Source organism: Sphingomonas qomolangmaensis (genome assembly GCF_024496245.1).
Taxonomy (GTDB): Bacteria; Pseudomonadota; Alphaproteobacteria; order Sphingomonadales; family Sphingomonadaceae; genus Sphingomonas; species Sphingomonas qomolangmaensis.
Genome location: NZ_CP101740.1, coordinates 2,002,694 through 2,019,030 on the forward strand (window position 1 = coordinate 2,002,694; position 16,337 = coordinate 2,019,030).

At 68.6% G+C, this 16,337-nt stretch carries 13 protein-coding genes; 6 read left to right on the forward strand and 7 right to left on the reverse strand.

Annotated features, from left to right (window positions below; all coding sequences use genetic code 11):
- The first annotated feature begins 36 nt into the window (after positions 1-36).
- Positions 37-1,449: a type I glutamate--ammonia ligase gene (gene glnA / locus NMP03_RS09485; RefSeq protein ID WP_256505125.1), complete on the forward strand. Its 1,413-nt coding sequence runs from the start codon at positions 37-39 to the stop codon at positions 1,447-1,449.
- Between the two features lie 128 nt (positions 1,450-1,577).
- Positions 1,578-2,876, forward strand: coding sequence for a M20/M25/M40 family metallo-hydrolase (locus tag NMP03_RS09490; protein ID WP_256505126.1), 1,299 nt, complete (start codon positions 1,578-1,580; stop codon positions 2,874-2,876).
- A 170-nt stretch (positions 2,877-3,046) separates the two neighbouring features.
- Here NMP03_RS09490 and NMP03_RS09495 read toward each other — a convergent pair whose 3' ends face one another.
- Both NMP03_RS09495 and NMP03_RS09500 read right to left on the reverse strand, forming a co-directional pair.
- Entirely contained in the window at positions 3,047-4,027 is a 981-nt protein-coding gene (locus NMP03_RS09495; RefSeq protein ID WP_256505127.1) for a quinone oxidoreductase family protein, read from the reverse strand.
- Positions 4,024-4,773, reverse strand: coding sequence for an SDR family NAD(P)-dependent oxidoreductase (locus NMP03_RS09500; protein WP_256505128.1), 750 nt, complete (start codon positions 4,771-4,773; stop codon positions 4,024-4,026). Before NMP03_RS09500 ends, NMP03_RS09495 begins: the two co-directional genes overlap by 4 nt.
- A 115-nt stretch (positions 4,774-4,888) precedes the next feature.
- Here NMP03_RS09500 and NMP03_RS09505 point away from each other — a divergent pair, with 115 nt between their 5' ends.
- A complete protein-coding gene (locus NMP03_RS09505) occupies positions 4,889-6,313 on the forward strand; it encodes an aldehyde dehydrogenase family protein (protein ID WP_256505129.1) in 1,425 nt (474 codons plus the stop codon).
- A gap of 55 nt (positions 6,314-6,368) precedes the next feature.
- On the opposite strand, the gene NMP03_RS09510 is transcribed toward NMP03_RS09505, so the two are convergent.
- From NMP03_RS09510 to NMP03_RS09525, 4 genes are all read right to left on the reverse strand, one after another.
- Positions 6,369-6,701, reverse strand: coding sequence for a TFIIB-type zinc ribbon-containing protein (locus tag NMP03_RS09510; protein ID WP_256505130.1), 333 nt, complete (start codon positions 6,699-6,701; stop codon positions 6,369-6,371).
- Between the two features lie 55 nt (positions 6,702-6,756).
- Positions 6,757-8,532, reverse strand: a complete 1,776-nt coding sequence (locus NMP03_RS09515; protein ID WP_256505131.1) for an SLC13 family permease — start codon at positions 8,530-8,532, stop codon at positions 6,757-6,759.
- 116 nt (positions 8,533-8,648) lie between these two features.
- Positions 8,649-12,815, reverse strand: coding sequence for a translocation/assembly module TamB domain-containing protein (locus tag NMP03_RS09520; RefSeq protein ID WP_256505132.1), 4,167 nt, complete (start codon positions 12,813-12,815; stop codon positions 8,649-8,651).
- Positions 12,812-14,788 carry an autotransporter assembly complex protein TamA gene (locus NMP03_RS09525; RefSeq protein ID WP_256505133.1) on the reverse strand — a complete coding sequence of 659 codons (1,977 nt, stop codon included), beginning with the start codon at positions 14,786-14,788 and terminating at the stop codon, positions 12,812-12,814. Before NMP03_RS09525 ends, NMP03_RS09520 begins: the two co-directional genes overlap by 4 nt.
- A 136-nt stretch (positions 14,789-14,924) precedes the next feature.
- Between NMP03_RS09525 and NMP03_RS09530 the strand changes: the two genes are divergently transcribed.
- Complete coding sequence (locus NMP03_RS09530) at positions 14,925-15,122, forward strand: hypothetical protein (protein ID WP_256505134.1); 198 nt, start codon at positions 14,925-14,927, stop codon at positions 15,120-15,122.
- A gap of 18 nt (positions 15,123-15,140) precedes the next feature.
- On the opposite strand, the gene NMP03_RS09535 is transcribed toward NMP03_RS09530, so the two are convergent.
- Positions 15,141-15,758, reverse strand: coding sequence for a S24 family peptidase (locus tag NMP03_RS09535; RefSeq protein WP_256505135.1), 618 nt, complete (start codon positions 15,756-15,758; stop codon positions 15,141-15,143).
- A 91-nt stretch (positions 15,759-15,849) separates the two neighbouring features.
- Here NMP03_RS09535 and NMP03_RS09540 point away from each other — a divergent pair, with 91 nt between their 5' ends.
- Both NMP03_RS09540 and NMP03_RS09545 read left to right on the forward strand, forming a co-directional pair.
- Complete coding sequence (locus NMP03_RS09540) at positions 15,850-16,029, forward strand: hypothetical protein (RefSeq protein ID WP_256505136.1); 180 nt, start codon at positions 15,850-15,852, stop codon at positions 16,027-16,029.
- Complete coding sequence (locus tag NMP03_RS09545) at positions 16,029-16,337, forward strand: hypothetical protein (protein ID WP_256505137.1); 309 nt, start codon at positions 16,029-16,031, stop codon at positions 16,335-16,337. The genes NMP03_RS09540 and NMP03_RS09545 overlap by 1 nt, the downstream gene beginning before the upstream one ends.

Here is a 16,337-nt window from a genome sequence, read left to right on the forward strand (position 1 = left end):
CTTTGCGAACCGAACGAACCGAAAGGGAATGACACGATGGCCACCGACGCCGGCGCAATTCTGAAGCGGATGAAGGAAGAAGAGATCGAGTGGGTCGATCTGCGCTTCACCGATCCCAAGGGCAAGTGGCAGCATCTGACGATGGTCGCGGGCCTGCTGGGCGAAGACGAGCTGACCGACGGCCTGATGTTCGACGGCTCCTCGATCGCCGGCTGGAAGGCGATCAACGAGAGCGACATGACGCTCATGCCCGATCTCGACGCGGTCTATACCGATCCGTTCTCGGCGACGCCGATGCTGATCATCTTCTGCGACGTCGTCGAGCCTTCGACCGGCGAGCTGTATGCGCGCGATCCGCGCTCGACCGCCAAGCGCGCCGAGGCGTATCTGAAGAACACCGGGATCGGCGACACCGTCTATGTCGGCCCCGAAGCCGAATTCTTCATGTTCGACGACGTCCGTTTCGAGAATGGCTACAACACCAGCTATTTCCAGATCGACGATATCGAGCTGCCGACCAACACCGGCCGCGTTTATGAAGCCGGCAACATGGGCCACCGCCCGCGCGCCAAGGGCGGCTATTTCCCCGTCGCGCCGGTCGACAGCGCGGTCGACATCCGCGCCGAGATGGTCTCGACGATGATCGAGATGGGCCTGCCTTGCGACAAGCACCACCACGAGGTCGCCGCCGCGCAGCACGAGCTCGGCCTCACCTTCGGCACGCTGACGCAGACCGCCGACCGGATGCAGATCTACAAGTATGTCGTGCACCAAGTCGCGCATGCCTATGGTAAGTCGGCGACGTTCATGCCCAAGCCGATCAAGGAAGATAACGGCTCGGGGATGCACACGCATTTCTCGATCTGGAACGGCAAGGAGCCGTTGTTCGCGGGCAATGGCTATGCCGGCCTGTCCGAAATGTGCCTGTATTTCATCGGTGGCATCATCAAGCACGCCAAGGCGGTCAACGCCTTCACCAACCCGTCGACCAACAGCTACAAGCGGCTGGTGCCGGGCTATGAAGCGCCGGTGCTGCTCGCCTATTCGGCGCGCAACCGTTCGGCCTCGTGCCGCATTCCCTATGGCACTGGCCCCAAGTCGAAGCGCGTCGAGGTTCGCTTCCCCGATGCGCTGGCCAATCCCTATCTCGCTTACGCGGCGCTGATGATGGCGGGCCTCGACGGCATCCAGAACAAGATCCATCCGGGCGAAGCGATGGACAAGAACCTGTACGACCTGCCGCCCGCAGAGCTCGCCGAGGTTCCCACCGTCTGCGCGTCGCTGCGCGAGGCACTCGAGAGCCTGACCGCCGATCATGACTTCCTGCTCAAGGGCGACGTGTTCAGCAAGGAGCAGATCGAGAGCTATATCGAGCTGAAGTACGAGGACGTGGCGCGCTGGGAAATGACCCCGAGCCCCGTCGAGTACGACATGTACTACAGCGGCTGAGCGCGGCGTTGCCGTGACCGAACGATGAAGAGGGCGGCGGGAGCGATCCTGCCGCCCTTTTTGGTTTCGTACCGCCCCCTGCCCCGCTCGGGGTATCCTCGGCCCACCGCAGCCGTTAGGCTCACCCCATGAAACGCCCCGCCCTCGCCGCGCTCGCCATGCTCTTCGCCACCCCCGCCGCCGCGCAGACCGCGCCGCAGGTCGCGACGATGCGCCAGACCGTCGCCGCCGAAACCGCGCGCCACGAAGCGCTGCTCCAGAAGCTGGTCGAACAGAATTCGGGCACGCTCAACCTTCCCGGGGTTAAGGCGGTCGGCGACATGATGCGCGCCGAGTTCGAGCCGCTGGGCTTCAAGGTAGACTGGGTCGATCAATCGGCGGTCGAGCGCGCGGGGCATCTGGTCGCGACGCACAAGGGCAATGGCCGCGGCAAGCGCATCCTGATGATCGGCCATCTCGATACGGTGTTCGAACCGACCTCGCCGTTTCAAACCTACAAGGTCGAGGGTCGCCGCGCGGTCGGGCCGGGGGTCGGCGACGACAAGGGCGGGATGGTCGTGATCGTCGCGGCGTTGCGCGCGATGCAGGCGGCAGGCACGCTCAAGGACGCCGACATCACCGTCGTGCTGACCGGCGACGAAGAACGCACCGGACGGCCTGCAATCCAGGCCCGCGAGGCGCTGATCGCGGCGGGCAAGGCGAGCGACGTCGCGCTCGAATATGAAGGCCTCGCGGTCGAGGGCGGCACCGAATATGGCACCGTCGCGCGGCGCAGCTCGACCAGCTGGGAATTGCGCACCAGCGGCAAGACCGGGCATTCGAGCGGGGTGTTCGGCAAGGCTTTGGGCTATGGCGCGATCTACGAGATGGCGCGGATCCTCGACGGCTTCCGCCGCGAATTGCCCGAACCCAACCTGACCTACAATGTCGGCGTGCTGGCGGGCGGCACCCCCGCCGCGATCGACGCCGCCGGGGTCACCGCGACGGGCAGCGGCAAGACCAACATCGTCGCCGAAGCCGCGATCGCGCGCGGCGACCTTCGCACGCTGACGCCGCAGCAGGACAAATCGGTACGCGCCAAGATGGCGACGATCGTCGCCGCGCATCTGCCGCAGACCGGCGCGACGCTTACCTTCTTCGACGGTATGCCACCGATGGCGCCGAGCGCGGGCAACCGTGCGCTGCTGGCGACGCTCAACACGGTCAATCGCGACCTGAAGCTTCCCGAAATGCCCGAATACGACCCCGCCAAGCGCGGCGCCGCTGATTCGGGCTGGGTCGCCGCCGACGTACCGACGCTCGCGGGGCTCGGCGCGGTGGGCGGCGCGGCGCATGCCGAGGGCGAATGGCTCGACCTCGACAGCCTGCCGAGACAAGCGCTGCGCAATGCGGCGTTCCTGACGCGGTTGGCGGGGGAGAAGCGCTGAACGGCCCCCACCCCCTCCGTTCGTGCTGAGTAGCGACCGAGTAGCCCACAGGGCGTATCGAGGGCGCGTATCGAAGCACCTGCCCGACAACGGTCCTTCGATACGCCGCTTCGATACGCTGCTGCGCAGCTACTCGGCGGCTACTCACGACGAACGGGGGTGTTGCTGACTCACGGCAGCAACACCGTGCTCCCCGTCGTCTCCCCAGCTTCGATCGCACGATGCGCCTGCGCGACATCGGCCAGCGCAAAGCTCTGTCCGATATGCGCCGCGATCGCGCCGTCGCGCAGCATCGCGAACACCCGGTCGGCGGCCTGCTGCCGCGCATGTTGCGTCGTCGCATAGTCGAACAGCGTCGGGCGGGTGACGAACAGCGACCCCTTCGCCGCCAGCACCCCCAGATTAACGCCATCGACCGCACCGCTGGCATTGCCATAACTGACGATCAACCCCCGCCGCGCCGCGCTGTCGAGCGAGGCGGCCCAGGTCGCCTTGCCGACCCCGTCGAACACCACCGGCACGCCGGCGCCATCGGTGATCGCGCGCACCCGCGCGGCGATGTCCTCGCTGCGGTGGAGGACGACATGATCGGCACCCGCCTGGCGCGCCTGGTCGGCCTTCGCCTCGCTACCCACCACGCCGATCACCGTGGCGCCGATCGCCTTGAGCCAGCCGACCAGCAGCAGCCCCACTCCGCCCGCGGCGGCATGGACCAGCACCGCCTGCCCGGCCTGCACCTTCGCGCATTGCTCGATCAGGAACCACGCGGTGGCGCCTTTCAGCATCAGCGCCGCCGCGTTGGTATCGGCGATATCGTCGGGCAGCCGGACCAACTGATCGACCGCGACATTGCGCGCGGTCGCATAGGCCCCGCGCGCCGGACTGAAGGTGCCCACGCGGTCGCCGATCGCAAAGCCCTCGACGCCCCCGCCCAGCGCCTCGATCACCCCGGCACCCTCGGCACCCAGCACCGCAGGAAATTCGACCGGGTACAGCCCGCCGCGATGATAGGTGTCGATATAGTTCAGCCCGATCGCGGTGGCGCGCAGCCGCACCTCGCCCACGGCGGGGGGCGGCAGGCCGACCTGCGTCCATTCGAACGCATCGGGACCGCCGGTGGCGGCAAGCCGCTGGACCCAGGCGGCGCTCATGCCGGCTGCCCGTTCGATGCCGACAGCCCGCCATCGACCGGCAGCGTCACCCCCGAGATGAAGCCCGCATCGTCGCTGGCGAGGAAGGCGATCGCCGCCGCCAGATCCTCGGGTTCGCCGATCCGGCCGAGCGGGATACGCTCGACGAAACTCGCCACGGTCTTTTCGTCCATATAGTCCTCGGTCATGCCTGTCCGGGTGAAGGTAGGCGCGACCGCGTTGACTCGCACGCCCTGTTTGCCGTGATCGAGCGCCATCGCGCGGGTGAGGTTGGTGACCGCGCCTTTCGAGGCGTTGTACGCAGCCTTCTCCCAATCGCCGCCCAGCCCCGAAACCGATCCGGTGTTGACGATCGATCCCCTGGCGGTTGCCAGATACGGCATCGCGTGTCGCGACAGCGCATAGACGCCGAGCACGTTGACCCGCAGCACGCGTTCGAAATCGGCGGGGCTGGTCTTGGTGATCGATCCTTCGGGCGCGACCCCGGCATTGTTGACCAGCACGTCGATCCCCCCGAAGCGCGCGCCCGCCGCTTCGGCAATGTTCTTGCAAGCGGCATCGTCGCCCACATCGGCGACGTGGCACAGCACCCGATCGCCATCGGCGAACGCCGTGTGCAGCGCGTCGCGCTCGATATCGACCGCGACGAGGTTCGCCCCTTCGGCGAGGAACCGCTCGGCGGTCGCCTTGCCGATTCCCGATGCGGCGCCGGTGACGATCACCGTCTTGCCCTGAAATCGCGTCATGCCATTCTCCAATAGTCGTTTGCGCCCAAACGCGGCGGGACGGTTTCGGGTTGCAACGCTTCGCCGCGCTCGCCATCGTCGGTCGCGTACCCGATATTCAAAAAGGATGGCGAGGATGCGCGATTACCTGAAGCATTATATCGACGGCGCCTGGGTCGATAGCGACGGCGGCAGGCTGCACGAAGTGATCAATCCCGCCACCGAACAGCCTTGCAGCCGGATCACGCTCGGCACCACAGCCGATTTCGATGCCGCGGTCGCCGCCGCGCGGCAAGCGTTCGAGCGCTTCGGTCGCAGCAGCGTCGACGAGCGGATCGCGCTGCTCGAGGCGATCATGGTAGAATACAAGGCCCGCGCCGGCGAGCTTGCCGAAGCGATCGCGCTCGAAATGGGCTGCCCGATCTCGGTCGCGCGGACCGCGCAGGTCGGGTCGGGGATCGGCCACCTCGCCGCGGCGATCCAGGCGCTGCGCGACTTCACCTTCGAAGAGACGATCAACACCAGCATCGTGGTGCACGAGCCGATCGGCGTCGTCGCGCTGATCACGCCCTGGAACTGGCCACTCAACCAGATCGTCGCCAAGGTCGCGCCCGCGCTCGCGGCGGGCAATACGATGATCCTCAAGCCGTCGGAGGAAGCGCCGGCGTGCGCGGCGATCTTCGCCGAAGTGCTCGATGCGGCGGGGGTGCCCGCCGGGGTGTTCAACCTGGTCAATGGCGACGGCGCAGGCGTCGGCGCGGCGCTGTCGGCGCATCCGGGGATCGACATGGTCAGCTTCACCGGATCGACGCGCGCGGGCATCATGGTCGCCAAGAGCGCCGCCGACACCGTCAAGCGGGTGCATCAGGAACTCGGCGGCAAGGCGCCCTCGGTCGTGCTCGACAGCGCCGACATGACCAAGGCGGTGCCCGGCACGCTGATGGCGGTGCTGCTCAATTCGGGGCAAAGCTGCATCGCCCCCACGCGGCTGCTGGTGCCCGCGGCGCGGCAGGACGAGGCGGTAGCGATTGCCAAGCAAATGATGGCAGCCACCAAGACCGGCGACCCGATGACCGAGGGGCGGCACATCGGCCCGCTGGTCAACCAGGCGCAGTTCGACAAGGTGCAGGCGCTGATCGCGGCTGGGATCGCCGAAGGCGCGACGCTCGAAGCAGGTGGCCCCGGCCGCCCCGAGGGCATCGACACCGGCTATTATGTGCGCCCCACCCTGTTCTCGAACGTCACCAACGCCATGACGATCGCGCGCGAGGAAATCTTCGGCCCGGTGGTGACGATCATCCCCTATGACAGCGAGGAGGACGCGATCCGCGTCGCCAACGACACCGCCTATGGCCTGTCGGCGGTACTGTTCGGCGATCGCGACGGCATCGCGCGCGTCGCACCGCGGCTGCGCGCAGGGATGGTGTACGTCAATGGCGGCCAGCCCGATCCGAGTGTGCCCTTCGGCGGCTACAAGCAATCGGGCAATGGCCGCGAATATGGCAAGTTCGGCTTGGCCGAATTCATGGAAGTGAAGTCGGTGGTCGGGGTGCTGGCCTGAGCCGGGCGGCGGCTCCCGCCAGACCGGGCGCCGCCGCCACCGACATGCCGGCGTTTCAGCCGAGCAATTCTTCGAGAAACGACTTTTTGCGCTTCTTGCCGTGATAGCGATCATCGTCGCGATACCCGCCGCTTCCGCTCCACGGATTGCCCTGCGGCTGCTGATAAGAAGGCTGCTGCGGCGGCGGCGGTGCATAGCTCTGCTGCGGCGCGGCAGGGGCCTGTTCGGCGGCGCTGCGCTCGATGATCTTGTCCAGCTCGCCGCGATCGAGCCAGACGCCGCGGCAGGTGGGGCAATAATCGATCTCGATCCCATGGCGCTCGGCCATGGCGAGCGGCGTCTTGCAAACGGGGCATGGCATCCCGGCAACGGCTTCGGCTGAACGCATCGAACTCTCCTGTTAATGAACGGTCGATATGGGGTATCGGGCGGACCTGCGCAAATCAGCTGACCGGCCACACCCACAGGATCATCGGTGTGCCCACCAGCAGCACCAGCACCGACAGCGGCGCGCCCAGCCGCGCATAATCGCCGAAGCGATAGCCCCCCGGGCCCATCACCAGCGTGTTGCACTGGTGGCCGATCGGGGTGAGGAAATCGCAGCCGGCGCCCACCGCGGTGGCCATCAGGAAAGGTTCGGGACGGTAGCCCAGGCTCGCGGCGAAGGTCGCGGCGATCGGCGCCATGACCAGCACCGTCGCTGCGTTGTTGAGGAACGGCGTCACCGCCATCGCCGCCGCCAGGATCAGCGCCACCGCGCCCCAGGGCGGCAACGTTACCGCGACCCCCGACAGCCACTGGCCGATCAGGTCGCTGGTACCGGTGGTGCGCAGCGTGTCCGATACCGGAATCAGCGCGCCGAGCATGATCAGGATCGGCCATTCGATATGGTTGTACGCCTCGCGGATCGGCATCGCGCCGGTCGCCAGAATCACACCCGCGGCGCAGAAGAACGCGACCGCAACGGGGACATAGCCGAGCGCGGTCGCGAGCATCGCCACCGCCAGGATGCCGATCGGCAGCAGCGACTTGCGGCCATTGCCCAGCCGGATCGTCCGTTCGGCTAGCGGCAGGCAGCCGAGCTCGCGCATCCGATCGGGGAGGATGGTCAGCGGCCCCTGCAGCACCAGCACGTCGCCCGCGCGCAGCGTGGTGTTGGCAAGGCGGCGGGTCAGCCGCTCGCCCTGGCGCGACACTGCGATCAGGTTGACGCCATAGCGCTGGCGCAGCAGCAGCCGGCCCGCAGTGCGCCCGATCAGCGGCGAATCGACGTTGATCACCGCCTCGATCACCCCGACCTCGTCGCTTTCGGTGCCTTCGGGGCCATCGCGATGATGCCCCTCGAGCTCGAGCCGGTCGCCGGCGATGACGCGCTCGAGGCTGTCGGGGGCGCCGCCCAGGATCAGCGTGTCGTCCTCGTGCAGCTCCATCGCATCGTTGGGCATCGTCCGCAGACCGTTTCGGAGCAACGCGGTGACGGTGATCTCATGCTCGTGGCGCTCGACGAAGTCGCCCACAGTTTCGCCGATCGCGGGCGATTTGGGAGCGATCGTCGCTTCGGTGACGTAGCTGTTGATGTCGAGCGATTCACCCATCGTCGCGGCGCCGCGCCGGTCGCTCGGCAGCAGCCGATAGGCGAAGAACAGATAGATCAGCCCCATCACCGCGAGCACCGCGCCGACGGGTAGATAATCGAACATCTCGAACGGCTGGCCGGTAATCTCCTCGCGCACCCGGCTGACGATGACGTTGGGCGATGTGCCGACCAGCGTCATCAGCCCGCCGAGCAGTGACGCGAACGCCATCGGCATCAGGAAGGCCGAGGGCGATACCTGCGACTTCTTGGCCATCTGGAACGCCACTGGCATCATCATTGCCAGCGCCCCGATATTCTTGACCAGCCCCGAGGCGAGCCCGACGGTGCCGGTGAGCAGCAGCAACTGGCTCCGCACGCTGGTGACGCGTTTCTGCAGGAAGCCCATCGTCGTCTCGACCACCCCCGATCGCTGGACCGCGCCCGAAATCACCAGCGCCGACCCGACGATGATGACGATGTCGTCCGAAAAGCCGGTAAAGGCCTGATCGGGGCTGACGATTCCGACCGCGAGCGCCGCCATCAGCGCGATGATCGCGACCAGATCGTAGCGCAGTTTCCCCCAGATGAAGAGGCCCATCATGCCGAGCAGGACCGCAACCGACAGGATCTGAGGAAGGGTCATCGGCGGGCTACCTAGGAGATGGGCTCATGGAACGGGACCGGTCACCGCCACGTCGGCGAACAAGCGAAGCGGACTGCCGATAGGTCCATGATTTGGCAATACCGCGCGCAATATGATCAATAATCACGCGACACGCGCACATTCGCACTCTGGCGCCCGATCGTCGAGATCGACGACAACAGCGACAGCCAGCGCGTCAGCTGAAACTCGACGCGGGTCGCCGAATAGCCCTGCCCGTCGGAGATGATCTCGACATAGGTGCGCCGCGTCACGAACTTGCCCGCGGCGATCGAGGTGCCCTGGCCCGTCTGCGGATCGGCCGCGACGATGCGCAGCCGGTCGAGCCCCGCCGCGCGCCGCACCGCGTTGATCGGATCGAGCCCGTTGCCGCCATCCTGCAGCGCCGACACCGCCGATGCCAGCTGCAGCGCCTCGGGCGCCGAAAGACTGGTGATCGAGGTGCCGAACAACAGCCGTGAAAGCAATTCGTCCTCGGGCAGCGCTGGGATGCTCGAAAAGCCGATCTGGGGTTTCAGGGCATTGCCCGTCACACGGATCGTCGCGTTGAGCCCCTGGGTGTTGGCGTTGGCCGAAATATCGAGCGCGGGGTTCGAGGGCACCGATCCGTCGAAGCTGATTCGCCCGCGATCGATGTCGAAGCTGCGTCCGGCAAAGTCGTAGTCGCCGCGCACCAGATCGGCGCGCCCGCGGATCTGCGGCGCGGTCGGCTCGCCACCGATGCGCAGGTTCGCCGACCATTCGCTGTCGAGCCCCAGCCCGGTTACCGCCATGTTGCCCGGCGCACGCGCGCGCAGGTCGAGCTTCCACGGCTCAATCCGCTCGAGCTCGGCATCGTCGCCGCCGCGCTGGTTGATCTCGGTGATGTTGAGCCGCGGGATCGGCGCCGCAACCACCGCTTGGCCCAGCCGGTAGCGGCTGCTGTTGAGCACCACTTCGCCGCCGATCGTGCCGCCGCGTCCGTCGGACTTGATGCTGATCGGCCCGGTCACCGTCGCGCCAATGTCGTCGCGGTTGATCAGCAGTGCGTTCTGGGCGGTAACGTTCAGGTCGATGCCGAAGCCGCGCACCGAGGAAAGGTCGAAGCTGCCCGATCCCGACACGCTGCCCTGGCGCCCATCGCGCGCCTGGAACTGATCGATCACCAGCCGCGACCCGTTGAAACGCCCGCGCGTCTGGACGTTGGTGAGCACGGTGCCGGTAACGGTGCTTTCGATCCGCGCATTCTCGCTGCGCAGCGACCCGCGAATCCGCGGATCGGCGAGCCGCCCGCTGACATCGGCGCCGATCGCCACCGGCCCCGACAGGTCGAACAGCTCGATCCCGGTGAGACGCCAGAGCGTGTCGGCGGGACCACCATAGCGAAGCTGCGCGACCAGCGGCGCGTTCGCCAGCCGCTGCGCGAGGTTGCCCGCACCCAGCGGCGCCAGCCGCGCCTGCGCGCGACCGATCGTACGCCCGCCCGATGCCATGATCGCGCGGAAGCCCGCCTGCCCCGGCTGGAGCACGCCCTTCACCCCGACATCGATCGGCCGCGATGAAAGCACCAGCCCCGCGCGGCTGAGCCCGCGGATCGTCATGTCGACCGACCCCGTCGGTGCGGCGTCGGCACGCGCGACATAGCGCAGCTTGCCGGTAGCGCGCCCGCCCAGGCCAAGCGCCGGATAGCCGATATCGAGCACCGTCAGCGGCATTCGCGTGACGCTGGCGTCGATCGCAGTAGTGCCGCCTTCGAGGGTACCGGCAATTTGTGCCTCGCCATCGGCGAAGGTCAGCCGGGTGGGTTCCAGCCGCCAGCCATCGCCCTCGCGGCGGATCACCGCGGGCGACACCAGCGTGAGCGGCCGGCGATCGACGGTGCCGCCGCCGCTGATCGTGTAGCTGTCAGCCGCGATCCGCGCGGTCGCATCGATCGCGAAGCCGCGGCCGCGCGACCCCGCCAGCGCCACCTTGGCGTCGCCGACGCCATCGACCAGCCGCGCGCTGCCGTCGAACCGCGCGAGCGTCAGCCCCCCGGCGCGCAGGCCGCGCGCAAGCACATTGCCCTCGAGCGTGGTGCCGGCGGGGTCGAGCAAGGTCGTGAAGCGCAATTGGCCGCGGCGGACGCTCAGCGTGTCGGCGAGCTGCGCGCCCTGCGCATCGATCGCGCCGTCGATCCGCTGGATGCCGGCTTGCACCGCAAACGCCAGATTGCCCGACAGCCCGCCGCCCGCGACGTCGAGCCACCCGTCGAACCCGCCGGTGACGATATCGAGTGCGCCGCTCGCGCGCGTTCCCGCGACGTCGAGCCGCGCGACCTCGATCCGGCCGCTGCCCCCGCGCGGCAGCAGGATCGCGCCCTCGCTGGTGAAGGGTCCCAGCCGCGATCCGCCCGCGGCGGTATAGACATAGCCCTGCGGTGTCGGATCGAGCCGCGCCTGCACGTCGCTGAGGCCCAGCGTCGCGTTGGGCGACGCCAGCCGCAGCTCGACGGTGGGGCGATCGATCCGCCCGTTCAGCTTGAGCGTCACCGGGCCATATTGGCGCTGGGTGCCGCTGCCCTCGAAATAGAAGGTCCCGTCGACGCGGCGGAAGCCGTTGCCGCGCAAGCTCAGGTCGGGCGAGGTCAGCACGGCATTGCGGAAATAGAGGATGCGGTCGGCGCCGCGCTCGAGCCCGGTGACGATCCGCGGCAGCCCGCCGGTGAGCGAGCGGAAGAAGCCGTTGTCGAGCCGAACCACCTGCGCGGTGCCGCGCCCGAGGATTCGCGTGCCGCGGCCATTGGCGCCGGGCACGACGCTGAGCCGCGAATCGACATCGACGATGCCGAGGCCGGGGATCAGATAGCGTTGCAGCCCGCCCGCCAGCCCGACTTCATATTGCCCGGTACGCAGGTCGACGAACACCATCACCCGGCCCGACAATTTGTCCGACCGCAGCTGCAACTGGTCGCCGGTGATGTTCGCCGCGGTCACCTTGAGCGCGCCCGCCACCGACAGGTTGCGCAGGATGCCGCCCGCGACATTGCCGACCCCGGTCACGCGCGCGGCGGTCAGGCGGATCGGAACGGTGACCGGCGATGCCGACAGCCGCCCCTGCCCCGCGATCCGCACCTGTTCAAACCCGGTGCGATCGAACGCGACCTGCGGCGTGGTCAGCCGATAATCGAAGCGCGCGGTCGAGAAGCCGCCGTCGAGGATTACCCGCAGCGCAATGTCGCGCCCGGTCATGTTGCCCACCAGCGCGCTCGGCTGGAGCACGCGCACCGAGGTGCGAAGGTTGCGATAGCGGTTCTCGGCCAGGTCGATGCCGCCGCTGGCTTCGATCGCGAGCGCCGCCGACCGCGCGCTGAGTGTGCCTTCGATCCGCCGGTTGGCGAAGGTCGCGGCGCCGTTCAGCCGGACGCGCGGCGAGGTGAGCCGCTGCAGCCGCCCGCGCAGCAGCGATGCCGGCGCGACTTCGCCGCCCAGCGTATAGCGGCCGCTTTCGACCCCCAGCCGCAGATCGGCGATCGACACCCCGCCGACCTGCGCCGCCGCCGATCCCTGCCAGCGCGCCCAGCGGCCATCCCCCTCGACCGCGAACGCCAGCGGGCGGTTCACCCCGGCGAGCCGCGCGAGCACGCCGTCGCCGCGCCCGCGTCCGCGCGCGGCCAGGTCGAAGCGGTCGCGATCGGGGGTCGCGTCGAGCTTGATGCGCAGGAAGTCGCTGCCCTCGACCAATGCCGCCAGATCGACCAATGCGCGGCGGTCGCGCACATCGGCGCGGCCGACGAGCCGGCCGATCCGGCGTTGGCCGGTGATGGCGGGCGCGATCTCGAGCCGGTCGATCGCCAGCCAGCCGATCGCGATGTCGAAGCCCGGCAGGATCGGCCCCTGCCGCCCGGTCGGCAACAGGCTGGGTAATTTGGCGAGCGTCGCGCGCGGGACGGTCAGGCGGCGAATGTCGAGCCGGTTGGCGCTCCACGCCAGCGGGCGCCAGTCGAGCTGCGCGCGCGGCGCCGCGAACACCAGCCCGCGTGCGTCGTAAATCCGCACGTCGATGAGCGTCGCGCGGCCATAGATCGAGCCTTCGATCCGGCCGATCCGATAGCGCAGCCCGTTGGCGGGCTTGAGCGCGGCGACCTGATCGGCGACGAATCGATGCCCGACCTGGGTATCGAGCAGCAGCACCGCCCCCGCCACCAGCGCCAGCACGCCCGCGACGATCGCGAGCAGCACGCGTGGCCAGCGCCGCTTGCGCACCGCGGGCACCGTGTCGACGTCGGTCGAGACGACGTCGGTCAAAACGCCTGCCCCAACGACACGTATACCGCGACGCGCGGGTCGCCGGGCTGCGGGTTGAGCGGGGTGCCGACATCGATGCGGATCGGCCCGAAGTTCGAATAATAGCGAACCCCGATCCCCGCGCCGTAGCGGAAATCGGTGAACTTGGGCAGCGGCGAGGTGTAGATGTTGCCGCCGTCGAGGAAGGGGACGATGCCGAACGCGCCGAACGCCTTCACCCGCGCCTCGATCGAGAATTCGGTCAGGCTGCGCCCGCCGATCGGATCATTGTTCTGGTCGCGCGGGCCGATGTCCTGGAAGCCATAGCCGCGCACCGACGCGCCGCCGCCGGCATAGAAGCGCCGCGAGGGGGCAACCGCGTCGCGCGGCGCGCCGACGATCGTACCGAGCCGGACGCGCCCCGCGACGACGACGCGGTCGTTGAACGGGTGATAGGCGCTGGCGTCAAGCTGGGTACGCGCATAGCCGAAGGTCGCGCCGCTGAACGAGACCTCGGGCGACAGCCGCCCCGACAGGCGGAAGCCGCGCGTCGGATTGAGCAGATCGTCGCTGCCGTCATAGGCCAGGCTCGTCGGCAGCGCGCCGATGAAATAGATCCGCTCACGCGGCTCCCCGGTGGCGAGGATCACGTCGCGCTCGTTCGACGCGAGCAATTCGGCGCCGAGCGACCAGGTCCACGCCTTTTGGAAGAAGATGTTGGTCTGGCGCTCGAGGCTGCCCGACAGCTGGAAGGTATCGGCGACGAAGGCGTCGCGTTCGAGATGCGCCGCGACCATCTGCAGCGTCAGCACGCGATCGCGCCCGTGGAAATTGTTGCGGCGGAACACCACGCTGCCCAATTGCTCGCGCGTCCCGAGCACCCCGCGCAACGTGAGGCCGCCTTCGGGGGGGAACAGGTTGCGGTGGGTCCAGCTGACCTCGGCACGCGCGCCTTCGCCGGTGCCATAGCCCAATTCGCCCGCGATCGTGCGCGGCGGGCCGGGGACGATCCGCATGTCGAGATCGACGGTGCCCGGCGCCTGCCCCTTCACTTCCTCGATCCGCACCGCCGAGACGATCCCGGTCTGGATGATCGCGCGGCGCAGATCCTCGACCGAGTTCGAATCATAGACGTCGCCGGGTTCGAAGCGCGCGATGTCGAGCACATGCTCGGCATCGAACACGCGAGCGTCGCGCATCGTCACGCGTCCGAAGCGCAGTAATTCGCCCGGCTGGACATCCATCGACAGCGTCGCGGTCTGCGTCGCGTGATCGACCACGACGCGCGGTTCGCCGACCTCGGCAAAGGGAAAGCCCTCGCGCCCGACGCGGGTGCGCAGCGCCGTCTCGGCAGCAGCGATCGCATCGGCGTTGACCGGATCATTCGCGTCGACGTCGAAGCTCTGGCGCAGTTCGTCCTGCTTGGCGCCGGCAGCGGCCAGCCCGGCGACATCGACCCGCTCGAGCCGATAGACCGGCCCCGGCACCACTTCGAGCGTCACCAGCAATTCGCCCGCGGCGGGTTCGACGCGGGTGTCGATCCGCGCGTCATAATAGCCCTCGGCGCGCAGCACTTCGCCCAGCAGCGTCGAATCGGCGCGCGCGCGGCGGTCGATCTGCGCGGCGTTGGCGGGCTTGTTGCGATTGGCGCGAAGGATAGATCCCTCGTCGAAGCGCTGGCGCATCAGCTCGGTCCAGACCGCGTCCATCCCCTCGACCTGGTAGCGATAGCGCGCCTCGCCGGTACCGTCGTCGATCGCGGTTTCGGCGGTGGCGGTCTCGCCGGGGGCGAGTGCGAGATCGGGCCAGGCGATGCCGAGCTCGGGCATCGGCATCAGCGGCGCATCGGGGTCGAGCAGGTCGTCGTCCTGCGCGCTTGCGGGTGCGGCGGCGTCGGGCGTGGTTGCGGTCTGCGCGCGCGATACCGCGGGCGACAGAACGAGCAGGCCGGCGACGGCAGCGCGCCAGCAACGCCGGCGGGGAACGAGCGACATGCCACCGCCCTAGCCGGTAACGCCGCCGCGCGACAATCATTCTGCCGGACCAATTGGGCGGCGTGCCGCAAGCCCCAGCCCCTGCACAGGCGAGCGACTGCTGGCGTCCCTCCGCGCGACATGGCAAGGCGCGGCGATGACCGATCCCCGCCCCCCTGCCAGCAAGCCACCCGCGCGCAAGCCCGTCGCCGGCGGCGCCCCGCTTGCCCTGTCGCTGATCGTCGGTGCGGTGGTCGGCGCGCCCTATGGCCAGCCCTCGATCGGGCTGCTGATCGGCCTGGGCGTCGGCGTCGCGATCGGGCTGCTGATCTGGTGGCGCGACCGCGCGCGCTGATCGCCGCGCGCTACCGGCTCAGGCCAGGCAGCGGCTGACCCAGGCGACGCGGCCGATCACCGCGATCGTCGCCAGATCGATCCCGAACCAGCTCGGCGCCGCGGGATTGTCGCTGAGGATATCGATCCCGCCGCCCGCGCGTCGCAGCCGCTTGACCATCACCACCCCGTCGCGCCGGAGCACGTAAACCCCCGCGCGCGCACCCAGTCGCGCATCGGCGTCGACCAATATCTCGTCGCCGTCGAGCAGGGTCGGCGCCATCGAATCGCCCGCCACCCGAATCATCGACGCTGCCTGTGGTTGGACGCCGAGCCGCGCGAGCAATTGCGGATCGATCCGCGCAGGGCGTTCGGGAACCTCGATCTCGGCCACCCCGCCCGGCCCCGCCGAGGCGGCGATGTCGAACCGCAGCACCGCCTGGAGATCGGCAGGACCGCCCAGCGCCGCCTCTGCGACCCCCAGGAAGTCGGCGAGCAATCCGCGCTCGCGCTCGGGCAGCAGCCGCGGCGACCCGCGCGCGACATATTGCTGCACATAGGCCGCGTTGCGCCCGAGCACGCGCGACAGCCGCGCGAGGCTTACCCCGCGTTCGCCCGCGATCCGCGCCAATGCCGCCCGCTGCTCGTGCGATTCCATTGCCGATCCATAACCATAGGAAATTTCCTAGACAAGTTGGAAATGTCGGAACAGATAAGGAACATTGATTCGCCGGAAGGAGCAACGATGGATGAGCATGCTACCCCGTATCGAACGGTTTCTGCGCCACAGCGCGATGCCCCCCACGCTGTTCGGCCGGCGGGTCGCGAACGACCCGCGGCTGGTGGGCGACCTGCGCAACGGGCGGGAGCCGGGACCGCAAATGTGTGCGCGGATCGAAGCGTTCCTCGCCGCCCGCGAGCGCGGCTGATGGCGCGCGGCCCCGATGCTACCACCTTGCTCGAACGCGCGCTGGCGGCGCCATTGGCAGCGTTTGGTGGAACGATCGTCGAGAGCGATTGCGTCCGCTGGGCGAGCGCCACCTTCGTCGGCGCGCGGCATCGGCTGGTGCTGGCGGGCGACGACGGCGTGGCCGCGCGCGACTGGCTGGCGGCGTTGCCCGAAGCAGACTGGGCGTTGCGCGGGCATCTGGTCGCCGATGTCCGGCTGGTCGACCGCAATGCCGCCGATTCGCGCTTCACCGCGACGATCGAAATACTGACCGTCGAGGTCGACTAG

Bases quoted from the DNA above. Each gene is read 5' to 3' on its own strand.
- glnA (WP_256505125.1), top strand. From the start codon at position 37: ATGGCCACCGACGCCGGCGCAATTCTGAAGCGGATGAAGGAAGAAGAG.
- NMP03_RS09490 (WP_256505126.1), top strand. From the start codon at position 1,578: ATGAAACGCCCCGCCCTCGCCGCGCTCGCCATGCTCTTCGCCACCCCC.
- NMP03_RS09495 (WP_256505127.1), bottom strand. From the start codon at position 4,027: ATGAGCGCCGCCTGGGTCCAGCGGCTTGCCGCCACCGGCGGTCCCGAT.
- NMP03_RS09500 (WP_256505128.1), bottom strand. From the start codon at position 4,773: ATGACGCGATTTCAGGGCAAGACGGTGATCGTCACCGGCGCCGCATCG.
- NMP03_RS09505 (WP_256505129.1), top strand. From the start codon at position 4,889: ATGCGCGATTACCTGAAGCATTATATCGACGGCGCCTGGGTCGATAGC.
- NMP03_RS09510 (WP_256505130.1), bottom strand. From the start codon at position 6,701: ATGCGTTCAGCCGAAGCCGTTGCCGGGATGCCATGCCCCGTTTGCAAG.
- NMP03_RS09515 (WP_256505131.1), bottom strand. From the start codon at position 8,532: ATGACCCTTCCTCAGATCCTGTCGGTTGCGGTCCTGCTCGGCATGATG.
- NMP03_RS09525 (WP_256505133.1), bottom strand. From the start codon at position 14,788: ATGTCGCTCGTTCCCCGCCGGCGTTGCTGGCGCGCTGCCGTCGCCGGC.
- NMP03_RS09530 (WP_256505134.1), top strand. From the start codon at position 14,925: ATGACCGATCCCCGCCCCCCTGCCAGCAAGCCACCCGCGCGCAAGCCC.
- NMP03_RS09535 (WP_256505135.1), bottom strand. From the start codon at position 15,758: ATGGAATCGCACGAGCAGCGGGCGGCATTGGCGCGGATCGCGGGCGAA.
- NMP03_RS09540 (WP_256505136.1), top strand. From the start codon at position 15,850: ATGAGCATGCTACCCCGTATCGAACGGTTTCTGCGCCACAGCGCGATG.
- NMP03_RS09545 (WP_256505137.1), top strand. From the start codon at position 16,029: ATGGCGCGCGGCCCCGATGCTACCACCTTGCTCGAACGCGCGCTGGCG.